This is a genomic window from Paenibacillus sp. Y859 (genome assembly GCF_056786405.1).
The window spans coordinates 46,241-63,311 of record NZ_JBXCIZ010000005.1 but is presented as its reverse complement, the minus strand read 5'-3'; the positions used below and the strand labels follow the sequence as shown (position 1 = coordinate 63,311).

At 41.2% G+C, this 17,071-nt stretch carries 17 protein-coding genes and 1 riboswitch; of the genes, 6 read left to right on the top strand and 11 right to left on the bottom strand.

Going from position 1 to position 17,071, the window contains the following annotated elements:
• Positions 1 to 2 precede the first annotated feature (2 nt).
• Positions 3 to 818: a squalene/phytoene synthase family protein gene (locus AC1TO8_RS12885; protein WP_482056028.1), complete on the bottom strand. Its 816-nt coding sequence runs from the start codon at positions 816 to 818 to the stop codon at positions 3 to 5.
• 197 nt (positions 819 to 1,015) lie between these two features.
• Positions 1,016 to 1,825, bottom strand: a complete 810-nt coding sequence (locus tag AC1TO8_RS12880; RefSeq protein WP_482056027.1) for a glycoside hydrolase family 25 protein — start codon at positions 1,823 to 1,825, stop codon at positions 1,016 to 1,018.
• Between the two features lie 171 nt (positions 1,826 to 1,996).
• On the opposite strand from AC1TO8_RS12880, the gene AC1TO8_RS12875 reads away from it, so the two are divergent.
• Complete coding sequence (locus AC1TO8_RS12875; protein WP_482056026.1) at positions 1,997 to 2,581, top strand: YitT family protein; 585 nt, start codon at positions 1,997 to 1,999, stop codon at positions 2,579 to 2,581.
• Positions 2,582 to 2,676: 95 nt separating this feature from the next.
• On the opposite strand, the gene spoVAE is transcribed toward AC1TO8_RS12875, so the two are convergent.
• The 4 genes from spoVAE to AC1TO8_RS12855 are packed head-to-tail and all read right to left on the bottom strand — an operon-like array spanning position 2,677 to position 5,422.
• Positions 2,677 to 3,027 (bottom strand): stage V sporulation protein AE, encoded by a 351-nt coding sequence (gene spoVAE, locus AC1TO8_RS12870; RefSeq protein ID WP_482056025.1) that lies wholly within the window; start codon positions 3,025 to 3,027, stop codon positions 2,677 to 2,679.
• Positions 3,024 to 4,043, bottom strand: a complete 1,020-nt coding sequence (spoVAD, locus tag AC1TO8_RS12865; protein ID WP_482056024.1) for a stage V sporulation protein AD — start codon at positions 4,041 to 4,043, stop codon at positions 3,024 to 3,026. The genes spoVAE and spoVAD overlap by 4 nt, the downstream gene beginning before the upstream one ends.
• Before the next feature lies 1 nt (position 4,044).
• Entirely contained in the window at positions 4,045 to 4,524 is a 480-nt protein-coding gene (spoVAC, locus tag AC1TO8_RS12860; protein WP_482056023.1) for a stage V sporulation protein AC, read from the bottom strand.
• A 37-nt stretch (positions 4,525 to 4,561) separates the two neighbouring features.
• Positions 4,562 to 5,422 (bottom strand): DUF421 domain-containing protein, encoded by an 861-nt coding sequence (locus tag AC1TO8_RS12855; protein WP_482056022.1) that lies wholly within the window; start codon positions 5,420 to 5,422, stop codon positions 4,562 to 4,564.
• 166 nt (positions 5,423 to 5,588) lie between these two features.
• Here AC1TO8_RS12855 and AC1TO8_RS12850 point away from each other — a divergent pair, with 166 nt between their 5' ends.
• Complete coding sequence (locus tag AC1TO8_RS12850) at positions 5,589 to 5,795, top strand: DUF1657 domain-containing protein (RefSeq protein WP_482056021.1); 207 nt, start codon at positions 5,589 to 5,591, stop codon at positions 5,793 to 5,795.
• A 92-nt stretch (positions 5,796 to 5,887) separates the two neighbouring features.
• On the opposite strand, the gene AC1TO8_RS12845 is transcribed toward AC1TO8_RS12850, so the two are convergent.
• From AC1TO8_RS12845 to AC1TO8_RS12830, 4 genes are all read right to left on the bottom strand, one after another.
• Positions 5,888 to 6,712 carry a hypothetical protein gene (locus AC1TO8_RS12845; RefSeq protein WP_482056020.1) on the bottom strand — a complete coding sequence of 275 codons (825 nt, stop codon included), beginning with the start codon at positions 6,710 to 6,712 and terminating at the stop codon, positions 5,888 to 5,890.
• A 140-nt stretch (positions 6,713 to 6,852) separates the two neighbouring features.
• A complete protein-coding gene (locus tag AC1TO8_RS12840) occupies positions 6,853 to 7,353 on the bottom strand; it encodes a PIG-L family deacetylase (RefSeq protein WP_482056019.1) in 501 nt (166 codons plus the stop codon).
• Positions 7,350 to 8,447 carry a glycosyltransferase gene (locus tag AC1TO8_RS12835; RefSeq protein ID WP_482056018.1) on the bottom strand — a complete coding sequence of 366 codons (1,098 nt, stop codon included), beginning with the start codon at positions 8,445 to 8,447 and terminating at the stop codon, positions 7,350 to 7,352. The genes AC1TO8_RS12840 and AC1TO8_RS12835 overlap by 4 nt, the downstream gene beginning before the upstream one ends.
• A gap of 312 nt (positions 8,448 to 8,759) precedes the next feature.
• Entirely contained in the window at positions 8,760 to 9,062 is a 303-nt protein-coding gene (locus tag AC1TO8_RS12830) for an MTH1187 family thiamine-binding protein (RefSeq protein WP_482056017.1), read from the bottom strand.
• A gap of 220 nt (positions 9,063 to 9,282) precedes the next feature.
• Positions 9,283 to 9,546, top strand: a riboswitch (cobalamin riboswitch).
• A gap of 37 nt (positions 9,547 to 9,583) precedes the next feature.
• On the opposite strand from AC1TO8_RS12830, the gene AC1TO8_RS12825 reads away from it, so the two are divergent.
• From AC1TO8_RS12825 to AC1TO8_RS12810, 4 genes are all read left to right on the top strand, one after another.
• A complete protein-coding gene (locus AC1TO8_RS12825) occupies positions 9,584 to 11,557 on the top strand; it encodes an anaerobic ribonucleoside triphosphate reductase (protein WP_482056016.1) in 1,974 nt (657 codons plus the stop codon).
• Complete coding sequence (gene nrdG, locus AC1TO8_RS12820; protein ID WP_482056015.1) at positions 11,554 to 12,054, top strand: anaerobic ribonucleoside-triphosphate reductase activating protein; 501 nt, start codon at positions 11,554 to 11,556, stop codon at positions 12,052 to 12,054. Before AC1TO8_RS12825 ends, nrdG begins: the two co-directional genes overlap by 4 nt.
• Before the next feature lie 47 nt (positions 12,055 to 12,101).
• Positions 12,102 to 14,435, top strand: a complete 2,334-nt coding sequence (locus tag AC1TO8_RS12815; protein WP_482056014.1) for a ribonucleoside-diphosphate reductase subunit alpha — start codon at positions 12,102 to 12,104, stop codon at positions 14,433 to 14,435.
• Between the two features lie 385 nt (positions 14,436 to 14,820).
• Positions 14,821 to 15,852, top strand: a complete 1,032-nt coding sequence (locus AC1TO8_RS12810; RefSeq protein WP_482056013.1) for a ribonucleotide-diphosphate reductase subunit beta — start codon at positions 14,821 to 14,823, stop codon at positions 15,850 to 15,852.
• A gap of 296 nt (positions 15,853 to 16,148) precedes the next feature.
• Here the strand turns inward: AC1TO8_RS12810 and AC1TO8_RS12805 are convergent, their stop codons facing one another.
• Positions 16,149 to 16,718 carry a hypothetical protein gene (locus tag AC1TO8_RS12805; protein WP_482056012.1) on the bottom strand — a complete coding sequence of 190 codons (570 nt, stop codon included), beginning with the start codon at positions 16,716 to 16,718 and terminating at the stop codon, positions 16,149 to 16,151.
• Positions 16,719 to 17,071 lie beyond the last annotated feature (353 nt).

Here is a 17,071-nt window from a genome sequence, read left to right as displayed (position 1 = left end):
GGTTATCTGACCGCTCCGCTTACGATTTTGAGTACAGAAATACGATTAAGTTTGGACTTACCAGCGACGATAGCATCTAATGTTCCGTTGGCAAGTGCAAGAGGAATTTTGCAGAAATTATATATGGGATCTAACTTAATTCGACTCGTATAAGAGTCAGCAATCTTCAAGTTCTGCCGAGCATAATCTAGCATTTCATCAAAACTCCATCCTGGAGGATGAAAGTTCACTCCACGCTCGGAATCCTCAGAACGATTACTAATAATATTCACCAATTGTAATCCGCGTCCAAATGCGACACTTTGATCCTTATTTACGTCACTTTCTCCGTACAAGGTCCACAAATCAGATAACATAATTCCAACTAATCCGGCAACATAATAAGTATAGTCATCTAAATCCTCTTTATTCTGAATGTTCCAGTTCTTCAAAGCCCATATAGCCATTCCTTCTGCCATAATGGAAGTATAGTGACATATCATTTCTTTGGTTTGTGCAGGTGCTAGCTTAACCCAATCTGTCAGCCGCAGACTTACTTCTGGAAGATCCTTCTTATACGGCTCAAATAATGATGTGAATTGATCATCTGTATAATTCGTCTTCAACAATGAAGAAACCGATTGCAAAAGAGACACTTTATCTTCTTTAGCTAGATTCTCGTGATCTTCAATCTCATCAATCGCTCTCATACTAAGGTATCCCGCTGTAACAGCCTCTTGAAGTCCAGCACCTAAGTGGCTAATGGGTATAATAAATGTTCTGCTGGTTTGTGCTAGTACTTTAGTAGCATCTTTAAGTAATGTCGCATTCTCTTTCATAACTCCACTTCCTTTCCAACGTTCATAGCTGTCTTGTAGTTACAGCTACCTCTGATTTAGTGTACGATTAATTCATCATACAATATATTCACCCTAGATGCACACCTTGAACTCCTCACGACTTAGGTCATGAATTTACGAAGTAAGTTTAAAAAAAAAGGCCCTCTTCTGCATTCGATAGAGGTACCACACTTACTTTATTTTTTATTGTTCATAGCTCTACTAAGAATTGTACCCAATGTGCCAATATCTATCCCATCTGTTGCCTTCCAATCCTCCGAAATTCCTAATTCATCGATCAACCATTGTCGGCCCGTTTCTTTCCACAACGGTGATTTAGCATCCGTTTCTATTGGTGGAGGGGTCACCATTGTGGGATCGTACTTGTCTCTTAGTTGCTTTTCGGACCCACGATATTCATTCATATCCACATCGCCTGATATTCCATTAACCTTTCCCGAACTAGAATACTGCAGGAATTCCCACTCCTTCCAACCACCTCGATTTATTGGGCTGCCGTCGCTATTATAATAGGCATACCACAATTTAATATCTCCGAATGACGCGTCTAATGACGTATCTATAAAGTTCGGAAATGTATATATCATCGGATACTTGCCTGTTCGCTGTTTGAAATATTCAACCCATGCCCGCACCGTCCTTACGACATTCGCTTTACTGCCCGCTTCCTTCGTTTCAATATCAAGTACCAAAGGTAGTTTCATATGTGTTATTACGGGAGATACCACTGAAAGAAAATGATCAACCTCAGCTTTCACACTTGTTGGACTGGCTGCTCTTGAAAAGTGATACGCCCCTACCAACAAGCCTGCTGCCGTGGCCTTTTGTACGTTCGTTAGAAATTGCTTATCCTTCACTGTAGTGCCCTCGCTAGCTTTAATAAACGTAAAGACTTTACCCTCTGCTCGAACTTGTTCCCAGTTAATTATTCCCTGCCAATGCGAAATATCAATTCCCTGTGCATGGTCTAAGCTTCGCTTCTGCATATCATCACCTCTTCATACATTAGATGTTGATTCGCTAGTGATTGCCTGTACTTATTCACATATGATGAATTGTAAATCAGTGCCGTGATAACCAACTATTTTCTAATACAAATCATGTATTAGAAAAAACTAACATATAAATTAGACATGCCTTCTAGGGAGATGTCCACTATGTTATTTTTTCGAAAATTTGGAATCATTGTATTTGGTAGTTTGTTAATTGCGATCGGTACAGACTTCTATCTCATCCCCTTCAAAGTATTAGATGGCGGATTTATTGGGATTGCGCTAATTATGAATTATATGTTTGGTTTCAAAACTGGTCTGGTTATTATCGTTTGTAGCATTCCCATCTTCATTATAGCTTGGGTCAAAAACCGCATTTTTTTTTATAATAGCTTATCTGGTATGCTTATTTCTTCGATACTCATAGAGTTGCTGGTACCATTTCAATACCATTTTCTTTATTATATTGAATTAGGCCCTCTCACAAGTTCTATGTTCGGAGGATTCCTTCTCGGAACCGGACTCGGTCTCATGCTTCGGTACGAGGCAAGCACCGGGGGAACTGATCTCATAGCCAAACTATTGACCAAATATACTCCATTGAATATTGGCGTCATCATTTTTCTAATTGATGGACTAGTTATTGGAATGGGGGGACTACTTATTTCATGGGAAACCTTTTTCTACTCGGTCATTTCAATTTTTTCAGGCGGAATTGCCACTAGTATTTGTACATTGAAGGGCTCATGAACTAGGACATACATATTTATCAAAACGCTGTGATAAGAAGACTCTATACGACCCGGATAGCACAGCGTTAATAGAAATGTATAGGCTAAGAGATATCATCCTTTCGGTTTGACAAATAAAGCGGCTAAGAAGGAGAATATAATCGCGGCTGATATCCCGGCACTAGTCACTTTAAATATCCCGGTTATAATACCGATTACTCCATCCTCCTTCAATTCCGTTAGCGCTCCATGCACCAGTGCATTACCAAAACTCGTAATCGGGACCGAAGCTCCTGCTCCAGCAAAACTAATTAGCGGCTCGTACCATCCCAATCCATCTAAGACCGCGCCCATCACCACAAGTAAGGTCATCGTATGTGCAGGATCCAGCTTAAACACATCGAAACATATTTGTCCAAACACACATATAGCGCCTCCAACCAGAAATGCCCATAGAAATATCATGATATACTCCCCCCGGCTTCGATGGATACTGCGTGAGCGATACAAGGAATACTCTCCCCTTGTTGAAAGCTAAGCGGGGAAAGTAACGCCCCCGTTGCAACAACGAGAATCCGCTTAAGCTCCCCTTTGCGCATACGATTAAGTAAATGTCCGTAGGTAACAACTGCCGAACAACCGCAGCCGCTTGCTCCGGATTGAACCATTTGTGTGTCATAATCATAAATCATCATCCCGCAGTCTTTATACTCCGTTTGGTGAATTGGGATATTATGCTTCTCCAACAATTTGCAGGCGATTTCATAGCCTACCTTGGATAGATCGCCTGTTACGATTAGATCGTAATGACCTGGCTCAATATTCAAATCACGGAAATGTGCCTCCATCGTATCTACTGCAGCAGGAGCCATAGCCGCTCCCATATTAAACGGATCTGTGATCCCCATATCGATAACCCTACCAATGGTTGCAGAAGTAACGACTGGTCCATCTCCGACGGCCGATACGATCACGGCGCCCGCTCCCGTTACCGTGTATTGAGCCGTTGGTGGTTTCTGCGATCCATATTCCGTCGGGTAGCGGAACTGCTTCTCAACGCTTGCATTATGACTACAAGTTCCAGCAAGAGCGTATTGACCGTTTCCAGAATTCACGATCATCGAAGCGATAGCCAGACTCTCCATGGATGTGGAACAAGCACCGAACACACCCAAGTAAGGAATCGATAATGTTCGTGCCGCAAAGCTGCTACTTATAATCTGATTCATCAAATCACCACCAACATAAAACTGTACTTGTTCCTTCGTTAATCCGGCATTCTCAATAGCCAATTTAGCCGCTTCTTCAATCAACACTTTCTCAGCCTTTTCCCAACTCTCTTCCTCCAACATAGAATCACCATGTACAATGTCGAAATCCTTAGACAGCGGTCCTCTTCCTTCAAATGGTCCCACAACCGTCGCTTTTCCAAGAATAACTGGCTTATTCTCAAACACCCAGCTTTGATGTCCCTTTAACATATTATGATCCTCCCCCACCTTGAAATAGCCATGTCAAAATTCCAACAACGAAAGCAGCGACCGTACCGAATACGATAACTGGACCCGCAAGTTTAAACATCTGACCACCCACACCTAAGACAATTCCCTCACTTCGGTGCTCAATCGCTGCAGAAGCCATCGAGTTCGCAAATCCTGTAACAGGTACCGCAGAACCAGCCCCTGCCCATTGCGCGATTTTGTCGTATACACCAAAACTGGTCAATATAACAGATATGAGAATCATGACCGCAACTGTAGGATCTGCCGCTGTTTTCTCCGTAAAACCTGCCCAATGAACAAACATTTCCTGAACCGCTTGCCCGATCAGACAAATGGTTCCACCTGCAATAAACGCACGTATGCAATTTTTAATAACGGGTCTTCGCGGTTGAACTTTCAGAGCTAATTCCTGGTATTCCTGTTGCGTAGGGGTTAAATTTTTCTTTTTATTGTTTGCCATGGGCATAACCTCCATTATTCAAATGATCATGATGCCGTTAACGAGTGAGTACTGGCCTAACGTTGTCGATGACCTTTTCTAGTTCAACTGAGCATTGCTCATACATTTGCTTTACCTGCTTATTGTTAGTCGATAGGCCGAACATTTCTAGATCAGCTTCACATTTCTTCAATGTCGCATATAAGGTTGCCTTGTTCTGCGGTTTGGGTACAATAATCTGATCATCGAACAAATCCACGAATAACTGTCCATAAGAATCAACCTGAGCAAGAAATATATTCTCGACTGCCACACCTATTTTCTCCAACTCTACATCTAACCATTCGCGGTTTAATCCGATGGTAGCAAGTGGCTCATCCATAATATTCCCGTCCATGACAACAGTTTGCGGCTCTTGTTCTGGCGCTACTGTAATGCCCAGTGAACTCGGTGTAATGGGCTGATTTTCTTTCACTGATAGAACATTGACCTCTCCACTCGGCTCCATCACAGCAAATTCGGCATCTGCCACCCTGAACACATTCTTGCTTCTCAGTTGTTCCATTAATTCATCCAAAGTAAGTCGTTCCTTCTTCAAATTATCCTCGAGAATTTTACCGTCCTTTATGAGGATTGTTCCTTTACTATCTATAATATCCCTAGCCTTTTTACTCTTTATCGTTAAAAATTCGATCCCCAAAGAACAAGCGACCCACACTAACATCGATATGAGGCCCAAATGCCAGGTTCCATCAACTTCAATCGGTATTGTTGCTGCAAGGCTTCCGATCGTAATTCCCGTTATGTATTCAAACAGAGACAGCTGAGACACTTGTCTCTTCCCAAGAAGCTTCGTCATAAGAAAAAGAACGACAAGCGTTAAGATCGTACGTATAGTAACTAACATCCAATCCTGCATATGGACTTACCTCCCAAAGGTTGATACAAGTAAGATGTCCCCAAATGTCCTCTTTTAACCGAATACAACTTATTTTCTGATGTGAAGTATAGCCTTAACTCAAGACGGATATATTATGTTCGTTGCTTTATAACAAAATACGTGTAATTAAAAGAGGTGAACTTAGATGACCGTTGGTGCTCAAGTAAAAACATGCCTTGCCTCTTTAAAAGGGGCTCAAGCCAGTCTTGAACAATTTGCAATAGAAACGCAAAATCAAGAAGCAAAAACAACGTTTACTAACGCGGCTGAACAAACGCAACAAATCGTTCAACAGGTAGAAACGCGTGTGCAGCAATTAGAGAATGAAGAGCCTCAATATAAAGGATTCTAAAATAAAACCCGAAATTTTCGAATCAAAAGAGACCACTGGTAATGGCATAAAAATGCCTATTTCCAGTGGTCTCTTTTTGTAATATATGTCGCCTACTCTACCGTAATAGATCCCACATCGGAGGTCAGAGATATTAATGGTCCACCGCCATTCAGATCACTTTTTCCTTTGGGTACTCCAATTACTCGACCGACCTCGCTGCTCACTTGTAAACTACTTTGAAGTTCCTCTGCGAGTGTTGCCTTGATACTCCCAACATCCGTCTTTGCTGTGAGACTACTCTTGCTGTCCATTTGATTAATCCCAAATTGAAGACTACCAACATTTGACGTTATCTTAGATTTCCCTTGAATATGAGCACCTTCGATATGAATCGTGCCAACATCATTACGAACATCATAGGTCCCCTGCAAATGATCGAGTTTAATTTGACCCACATTTGTTTCGATCTTGAAGTGATTCACTGAATCCGGAAGTTCCACCTTATAATCGATGCTGAAATCTGAGAACCCATATTCCTTCTTTATCCATTTCCACATATCCATCTTCACGTTCCCCTTAGGGTGTGTGCTAATCTCCATTTGCTCTCCACGTGTAACTACGGAGATTTCAGCCTGATCAAGGATTTCCTGGTATTTAGATTCGCGTGATGACTTGTTAGGAAATGAGAACGTTGCGGTCACCGTCATCTGATCACCCGTGGTCGCTGTTACCTCGATGCTTCCAACCTCATTTTCCAGCAACAGATCTGAGGCAGAACCTATCTCTTGTGTGAGAGATATCTCCTTCTGAATACCATCTTTCTTTAATTCCTCAGTCCAATCCGAGATCGAATCCTCAAATTTATTGGTGCATCCAGCCAGTATTATTATCGAAACGACTGCCACCATCATGATTGACCTATGTTTTCCGCGCATATAAAGTAACTCCTCCAATTCAGTGTTCTGATTTATTTATCATACAATATTAGGGAAATATTAGCACTAGTCCGCGGACTAGTGAAATACTGGACTTGAGGCGGGGAGATATTCTGTGTGAATTCTAGCGAATTCTTTCCTTAGCGTACTTTCTTAATTTCTTCAAACTGAATATATTTCTTCAACCATTTGATATCCTGACTCTTAAAGTATTTGAGTATTTTTCTTTTCTTCTTTAATATCTCGTCATCTAATTTTATATTTGAAGTATGAAATACATATATATTTTTGTCTATTAATTCATGAAGTAGTTTCGATAAGACTTGATGCTGCGTGTGACCATATTCTCCCTCTAGGTTATGAGTTACAACTTTGTCGAATGGTTGCCTTGCTAACATCTCTTCCAAATCTGACTTTAAACGAGACTGGTCAAAATCACCGCCCCATTTATCCTCATATTGCCATATTTCATACTCTGCACCTACCTCTTTCATTACTTTTTTGAATTCCTTGCACCTTACCTTGTTATCACCGTTTGTCACACAAATGACCTTCCATCCCTTTTCTTGTATCAGCTGAGCTCCGCCAAAAATAGTTTCATCATCCGGATGTGCAACAATCATTAACTTATTGTAAGTCATAGCCCTTCCTCCTTCCTTATTCTTTTCTTATATATTTTGCATATATGATTGGATACAACAGAAATTTCAAATATTTGTTCGGCCTGTTGTCTCAGTACGTTGCTACCAAGTAAGTTCTTGTTTCCCAAAAGCAATGCATCTTTTACAGCGTTTGTAATATTATCTTGGTTCAAGGGAAGAAGCATTTTATGATCACAAAAGTAATACTGCAAGGCCTTATCAAAATTATCTAATGTTACCAATCCGAAGGTTCCAGCTGCACCAATCGCTATTACTGGTCTCTCACAAAATATGGCTTCCAAAGCAACTCTTCCAGTTCCCACAACATAATTACTTATTGAATACAAATCAGGCATATCCAATCGATTCCCTATATACTGGATACGATTTGATTTGATTGTTTCGTTAATACGCGTTTTTATTTTTTCGGTCTTCATACCGTCACCGGCAATAAGAAGATGCATATCTGGAAACTTTTTAAACAATTTATTATCACATGCCTTTAACAACAATTTGCATATCTCATATTTCTCATCTTCCAGTCTACTAGCGTACAGTAAAACTCTAGATTTTTTAGGGATATTTAATTCTTCCTTAAGATCTGATTTCTTTACAGTAAATTCATTCATATCAATCCCATTAGGGACATGGATCGAATATATGCCTTTCTTCTCCAACCACTTCTTAACAGGTTTACTGACACTAATAAAAGTAGGTTTAATTGAGCATTTATTGATTGCCTCGAGCAATATCGAGTTTTCGTAGTAAGTTCCGTGAATCGTATAAATCAACGGAATATTTAACTTCCGAGATAACTGTACTGCATATTTGGCACTTTTCTCTAAATGGGCGTGGATCAAGTTTATTTCATTGATTCGTATCCATTCAACAAATTCTTCCTTATTTTTTGTATAATTATAGACTTCACATGACAGCATTCTAAATTTACTTTCCAAAGGCCCTGAGTTCCCTGCTACAAAAACTGTCACTCCTTGTTTTAATAATTCTCTTGTAAGAGAAAGAACATGCGTCTCTGTTCCACCTATGTCAAAGGTATCCAAAATCATAAGCACTCTTACATCTTTATCATTCAACTTCTTCACCCCATTCATTTTGAAAATCTTCTTTTATATTCTTGTATTATTAAATGGTAAAAAACAAGATTCGAAACGGCTTTTAACTAATCTCTTAAAAGATACGTTTTCACATATGAAAATCGCCAGTCCGTGTCTTTAGTTAAAGGGTTATTAGCATGGGTTAGATGCGTCTTTCTTGTCATGGTACAGAAAGGTTATACTTTCTACTCTAGCAAAAAAACGCGAATTCTCAGTTATGAGAATCCGCGTCACATGGATTATAACTCTAATCTACCAAAAAGCAATGGTCACTCTTTGGCAGATTTGAGATTACTTTAATTTTTCTTGAACCGACTGTATTTTCTGTGCACTAGAGGAAGTCTTATCCCGACGATCATCCAGTTTAACAGACGTAGAGACTCTCTCTGCCCCCGATAGAAATGGTGATTCATGCAAAGCGGCAATAGCACTCCATACGAATTCAAGAGGCCCTTCAATAATCGTACTCATCGATGTTAATTGATACGTTATTCCCTGCTGATCTTTCAGAACTCGCTGCATATCTGCAACGTAAGCACTTAGACTTGTTGTTTGCGTCCCTATCGGGATAACTGTTACTTCTGCAATCGCCATGTTTATTTCCTCCTCTTACACTTCTTAATCTATTGTAGCTATTTCGTATTTTTTTCGCAAAATCTGGCTTTTTGAACTCACAAGATAACATAAATATTTATTCCTCCCCCAAACGCAAGTCATAGAAGGCTTGGCAGGGTTTTCATGATTTTTTTCATAGAATATTTCATTAATACATGTTTACAAACACCATATATTGAGTTAGATTTATATAGCGACACTAAATATAGTGAAAACAGGTGATTCGGCTACTACATCAAATCCGGATCTTAAAAGGGAAGTATGGTGCAATTCCATCACGGTCCCGCCACTGTAACCCAAGATTCGAGCTGCATATCGCAGTCGAATAGGCACAGCCATTGCCACTGTGAGCATAAGTTTATGGGAAGGCGCTAGTTGCTGAATAAACGAACTTCATCTACATATGAAGCACGAATTCGTTTGCTTGGGAAGTCAGGAGACCTGCCTGTTCGACATACACAATACATCCTACGGTGAAATAGGAAAGGTGGAATATAATCATGGTACTTATGGAACCTAGAAGTAGCTTCTCCTTGGAAGAGAAAATGCTACATGAGGTATCAGGTCTTGGACACGATATTACAGAGAGTCTCAACGTGGAAATGCTACGTGAGAATGCCAATCTAAATGGCGAAAGCTTTTCAGGAAAAATAGGAAAATTCGGCAGTGAATATGCTAAATGGTACGCAAGATATTACATAATCCCCAAACAACTCATGGCTGCCGTGGATCACAATGATTTATATGTACATGATCTTGATCAATATGCGGTGGGTAGCACGAATTGCATCTTCATTCCATTCGACAAACTCCTAGCACGGGGCTTCAGCACTGGCAGTGGTAGTGTTCGCACACCACAATCCATTTCAACTGCGATGGCATTAGTTGCGATAATATTTCAATGTCAGCAAAATTCTCAATACGGCGGCGTTTCCGGGAGCAAACTGGATCATGATTTAGCTCCATATGTCGCCAAGTCATTTGCGAAGCATTTTCAAAAAGGGGTACACTACTTTAATGAGACTTCTGTGGTCGAAGAGTGTAACATCCATCTAGGTAACTTATCGTTACCTAACTCTCATCCACGTTCTTATTCTTTTGCTATGCAAGAAACTAGGACAGAATGCCTTCAAGCTGCTGAGAGCTTAATCCATAACCTAAATACGATGTCCAGCCGTGCTGGAGGTCAGATCCCCTTCACTAGCATCAATTATGGGACATGCACCTCACTTGAAGGCCAAATGATCATTGATAGCTTGCTTAGTGCAACTATGAATGGACTTGGAAGTGGCGAAACACCTGTCTTCCCCATTCAAATCTTCAAATGTAAGCGTGGTATCAATCAATCACCAGGGGATGCTAACTATGATCTTTTCTTGAAGGCCGTAGAATGCTCATCCAAACGGTTATATCCTAATTTCGCCAACATAGATGCTCCCTTCAACTTACAGTATTATGATCCAACAGATCCCAATACTGAATTCGCTACGATGGGTTGTCGTACTCGTGTTCTTGCCGATCGACATGGTCGCAATCGTCTATCCGGTAAAGGGAACTTATCCTTCAATACGATTAATCTTGTTAAATTAGGTATCAAACACGGTGTAGTTAATGGTAATATCACGCCTAATGAGGAGGGGTTCCAACAAGATCTCAACCACTTCCTGGATATCGCACTACATGGACTATTACACCGTTACAAAATCCAAGCCCGTCAGCCTGCCAAAGCTTCAGACTTTATGATGCGCGAAGGAGTCTGGGAAGGTGGAGAACTACTAGGTCCTGACGACAAGGTAGAACAAATCTTGAAACATGGTAGCTTATCTATAGGCTTCATCGGTCTAGGTGAATGTATGAAGGCCATGTACGGTAAACATCATGCTGAAAGTGATGTAGTCTATGCCAAAGCTTTGGAACTTATCTCCTCCATGCGTCGTTACTGTGATCGGAAGAGTGACGAGTATGATCTTAACATTACATTGATGGCTACACCAGCTGAAGGTCTATCGGGTAAGTTCACGAAAAAGGATCGAGAAATATTCGGTTCCATTCCCGGTGTAACAGACCGCGAATATTATACTAATTCTTTTCATATACCGGTATATTATAATCTGCCAGCTGCGCGTAAAATTTCGCTTGAGGCTCCTTTTCATGAATTGTGCAATGCAGGAGCTATCTCTTATATTGAATTAGATGGAAATGTGCGTAGTAATCAAACTGCCTTTCTCAAAATAGTTCAGTTTGCATTATCACAAAATATTGGCTATTTCAGCATTAACCATCCTATTGATCGTTGTGGTTCTTGCCATTACGAAGGTATTATCGGGGATACGTGCCCACAGTGTGGAACACTCGAATCCGACGTACCCATGTACCGTCTACGGCGAGTGACCGGTTACCTAACAGGTGATTATCAGACGCGCTTTAATGCTGCTAAGCAAGCTGAGGTACGAGATCGGGTCAAACATCGATGAATATTTGTGGCTACTATCCTGAATCCATTAACGAAGGTGATGGCCTGCGGGCCGTCATCTTTCTTAGTGGTTGCCGTCACCGCTGTCCAGGTTGTTTCAATCCGGCAACGTGGAATTTCAACTACGGAGAACCTTTTACGGAACAGCGTCAACAAGAAATTATCAATGACATGGCTAATAACCCCTTACTTGAAGGATTGACGCTTGCTGGGGGAGATCCTTTCTTCTCAGCTGATGAGGCGGCTGATTTCATTGATAAGGTCCGACTAAGCCTCCCTAACTTCTCTGTATGGATCTATACCGGCTATATATATGAGGATCTCATGGCCTCCGTTCATTCGGCAGAGTACCGTCTGCTTCAGAAATGCCAAGTCGTCATCGATGGTCCTTTTGTACAATCTTTAAAGAATACCAGTCTCCCCTTCCGTGGGAGTTCAAATCAGCGTATTATAGACATTCAGGCAAGTTTGATTTACAACGATGCCATACTGTTGTAAATTTAAATATCACAAATTGAAATACTCATGTTGAAAGGAAGACATTCATGCCACATTTCGTAGTAAAACCGAATAACCGCCAGCTCGCTTTTGATGAGAAGCGTCTCTCCATCTATACTGATCGCCTTCTTGAAGGATTGGACATGCTTAATAAGGATCAATTGATCCGCGGTGTATTATCCAAGCTTCGCCGTGATGAAGTTACAGGAGAAGATATTAGTAACGCCTTTACCATGTCTGCATTAGAGTTAGTTACGAAAGAGGAACCTAACTGGAAGTTTGCTGCAGCTCGTTCTTTACTTACTACTTTATATAAAAAAGCTGCTCATCACCGCCGTTATAAATCGTATGCCGATGAGCCTTATGGTGCACTTTACCCACTGATCACAGATTTGGTACACAAAGGTATATATAGAGAAGAATTACTTGAATACTATACGAAAGAGCAGATCCAAGAACTTGGTGAACTCATTGATTATAAACGTGATCTTTTATTCGATTACATCGGTCTTTTAACGCTTACAGAGCGCTACCTTACGACAGATTTCGATGGACATATTATGGAGCTTCCACAAGAACGTTACATGATCATCGCTATGTTCCTTATGCATAAAGAGCCTGCTGAGAGACGCATGGAGCTTGTGAAGGAGTCCTATTGGGCGATGAGTAATTTATATATGACCGCAGCTACCCCGACGTTGTCTAATGCTGGCAAGAAAGTTGCTGGACAACTCTCCAGTTGCTTCATCGACACCGTTGATGACTCTTTGGAAGGCATCTTCGATTCTAACACCGATACGGCTCGTCTTAGTAAAATGGGCGGTGGAATCGGTGTCTATCTCGGCAAAGTACGTGCCCGTGGTTCAGATATTCGTGGACATAAAAATACGAGTTCAGGTGTCATCCCTTGGATCCGTCAGCTCAACAATACCGCCGTTAGCGTAGACCAATTAGGTACACGTAAAGGTGCCATTGCAGTCTATATCGATGTGTTCCATAAAGATATTCTCGCGTTCCTTGATCTCAAATTAAATAATGGTGACGAGCGTATGAGAGCACATGACGTATTCCACGGCATTTGTATTCCTGACCTATTCATGAGTGCTGTAGAGAATCGTGGGATGTGGAATCTATTCTGTCCTCATGAAGTCAAAAAGGTTATGGGCTGGAAAGATAGCAACGGTCGTCCACTTGGACTTGAAGATTTCTATGACGAAACGCTTGGTCAAGGTTCCTTCAGTGATAAATATGCCGAAGCCGTTGATCATCCTGTGTTGTCTCGTATTACCGTTCCAGCGATCGATATTATGAAGCGTGTTATGAAGTCGCAGCTTGAGACAGGTACGCCATATATGTTCTACCGTGATACAGTCAACCGGGCTAACCCGAATAGTGCACATGGTATGGTCTATTCCTCTAACCTGTGTACGGAAATTATGCAGAACCAATCGGCAACCGTTGTAGAAAAGGAAGAACTCGTTACGAAGGACGGACAAACAAGAATCATCATCTCGAAAATTCCTGGTGATTTCGTCGTGTGTAACTTAAACTCCATCCACTTGGCTCGCGCTGTTCCAGCGGGTGTGCTAGATCGACTCGTTCCTATTCAAGTACGGATGCTTGATAATGTCATCGATATTAACAATATTGAAGTGCTTCAAGCTCAATATACGAATAGTCAATATCGTGCCATCGGCTTAGGAACTTTCGGACTTCATCATCTATTAGCTCTCGAAGGTATTCGTTGGGAATCCGATGAGGCTGTCACTTATAATGATAATCTTTATGAGAAAATCAACTACCTGCTCGTTCGTTCAAGTATGGAACTTTCCAAGGAAAAAGGTCAGTATCCGAAGTTTAAGGGCTCTGATTGGGAAAGTGGTCAGTACTTTACACAACGTGGCTACACAGATGGCCAACGTGAAGGTAAGTACGTAACGACTTCACAGTGGCAGGAACTGCAACAAGAGGTGCAACAGAATGGTGTACGGAACGCTTGGATGTTCGCTATTGCACCTAATGGTTCCACTTCCATTATCGCCGGCTCCACAGCCAGCATCGATCCATTGTATGAATTGCTATCTTATGAAGAGAAAACAACGTATAAGATTGCTAACCCAGCACCGGATCTATCTGATAAGACGATCTGGTTCTATAAAACAGCGTTTAACCTAGACCAACATTGGTCCATCAACATGGCCGCTGCTCGCCAACGTCATGTGGATCAAGGCCAAAGCTTCAATCTGTACGTTCGTCCTGACATTAAAGCGACCGATTTCCTATCGCTGCATCTTCATGCTTGGAGTTCCGGCATGAAAACAACTTACTATGTACGTAGCCGGGCGTTGACGATTGATGAATGTGAGAGCTGCTCGTCATAACCTTCGATCCCACCCCACCCTCCCTTCCAAGCATATGCTTCCGAAGTGAGCTTCCCAAGGGAAGCTTTCAGGAGGGCCCCAAGGGCTCTGCCCTCTGGACACCCGAAACTCTTTGGCGGAGTGAGAGGATGGGGTGCTTATCTGTGAGGAACGTTTCGTGCTAGGAGCGCTTATCGTCCTCCCTGTTCGCTTCGCGAATGCGGTGGGGACCCGCTCCACTACGAGTGAAGTGAAGTAGCTCTGGCTTCGCGAGCTACATGTCCTGTTTGCTCCGCAAATGCGGAAGGGCATAACCCCAAGAAAATGCAGAAGTAACTTTCTCTGCACCTGTTTGCTACGCAAATACGGAAGATTAAAAGTACTTTTAATAAAAGGAGTAATAGAAATGAAATTGCAACAAATTTTCAACACGGAAGCACCAAACCAATCTACAAAAATTATTCAAGGTGAATGCTCGGGTATTCTGAACTGGAACGATATTCGTATGCCTCATATGTATAAATTATATAAGGTCCTATTGTTAAATCACTGGATTGCCGATGAAATTCCGATGTCTAAGGATGCACAGCAGTTTGCAGGATTGGATCCTGAAGAGCAACGCGTATTCAAGATTAATATTTCATTACTTGCTGTATTGGATTCTATGCAGACGATGTTTGTCGGGGATGTAAAAAGATATTTTACTGATTCCTCATTAGAAGCGATCTCAGCTATTATTGCTCAACAAGAAGTTGTCCATAACCAATCTTATTCGTATGTTCTTTCTTCGATTGTTTCTGATCAAGAGCAGAAGGAGATTTTTGAGTATTGGAAGCATGATCCGGTTCTTCTAGAACGCAATCGTTTTATTTCAAATATTTATCAAACCTTCCGGGATGAGCAGTCTCCACAAACGTTCTTCCACGCTATGGTTGCGGATTTGATTTTGGAAGGTATCTTCTTCTATAGTACGTTTGCTTTCTTCTATAACTTGGCTCGCGATCAAAAAATGATGGGTACTAGCCAAATGATCTCTTATATTCAACGTGATGAGAATCAGCATTGCTATTTCTTTGCTGAGGTGTTCAAGCAACTTCTTCTTGATTTCCCAGAGCTTAACACGAAAGAGAACATCGCTTATGTATACAAAACGATTGACGAAGCTGTTCAATTAGAGATCAATTGGGCACATTATACTCTTAGCAATATTCGTGGAATTGACTTGAATGAATTGGAGGATTACATCAAATATACAGCGAATAAGCGTCTTACTTTAATGGGGATGGACAAAGCTTATGAAGGTGTGGATGTGAATTGTATGCCTTGGATTAAGCCTTTCTCTGATGACGCTCTGAATTCAACGAAGACGGATTTCTTCGAAGCTAAATCTCGTAACTACGGTAAAGTGGGCGACGATAACGGGTTTGACGATCTGTAATAAGTATGATTATAGTAACTAGCGAGGGTGGGAAGGGGCTTATGCTCCATACCCATCCTCTTCTTTTATAATTGGATTTCTAACGGCACCCACAGACACTATTTCGTGAAACAACGCCTCTATGAAATTCTAACGGAAATACACGCCTCTATATGCAAATAAACGACCTAAATCCAGAGGAAATGGCCATATAAGGTCACTCAGTTCCCTTAGAAATTCAAAAGTACTGTTTTCAGCCCAATAAGGTCTTCTGCTTCCGTTAGAATACTTACGTTATTACACACACCATTATATTTTCATTCATCTATCATTAATTCATCCCCGAAGAACCCCTTGTCTAGGTCTTTTAATACTTTCCATTGGTTATCCTCTTTCACGACTGTCATATGTCCTGTTTTGGTGATTACACTATGGCCACGGGACGAAGTTAGTTCTGAGGGGCTTATTTCAATATCTATGCTATAGCTAAAGGAGAATGTATCCTTTTCCATATTATCTTGTTTCATATTTTCGAATTGAATTTGTTTCACTTGCATATTAACCATATTCCTACTTGCATACTGTGAAGCTATTGCGCTTTGTCTGTTGGCTACGAAACCTTCGTATCCCCTTTCTGTCAATAATGGCTTGAATGCTTCTTCTACCTTCAATTTTGCCTCTATTGCCTCCAACATATCTTCTGTCTCCGTTTCGATATCCACAACTTTAACCTGGTATTGCATCATTTTTAAACTCTTACCTACGTTTATCGCAGCCGTCTCATCACTTTCTGGTGAACAGCCTGAAGCCATTAATAATAGAGAACAGGTTAGTATCACTGAACCCGCGATGATCGCCTTTGTCATCACTTTGGTCTTTTTCTTCATAATAAATCCCTCCTCTCTTACACTAACGTATAAATATGGATTTGGTTTCCTTCTTTAGACAAAATGTATTTCAATTATGGTCTGAATTAGCAAATGCATATTGTACTTATTCCTCGGATACGCTATAATAATCCACAAAGAATTGAACAGTGATATTGCGCCTATGATCAGCATCCAACTGTGAGGCGTTAGCGACCGGAGAACGTATTTCCTCTCCCTAAGTTAACCGGCATCCGTCCGTTACCGCGGAACCAAAAGAGGATCGAATACTGTCATAGACAGATTCGATCAAGTTGGGTGGCACCGCGAGCAGACGCTCCTCGTCCCAAAGGATGAGGGCGTTTTTGTGCATT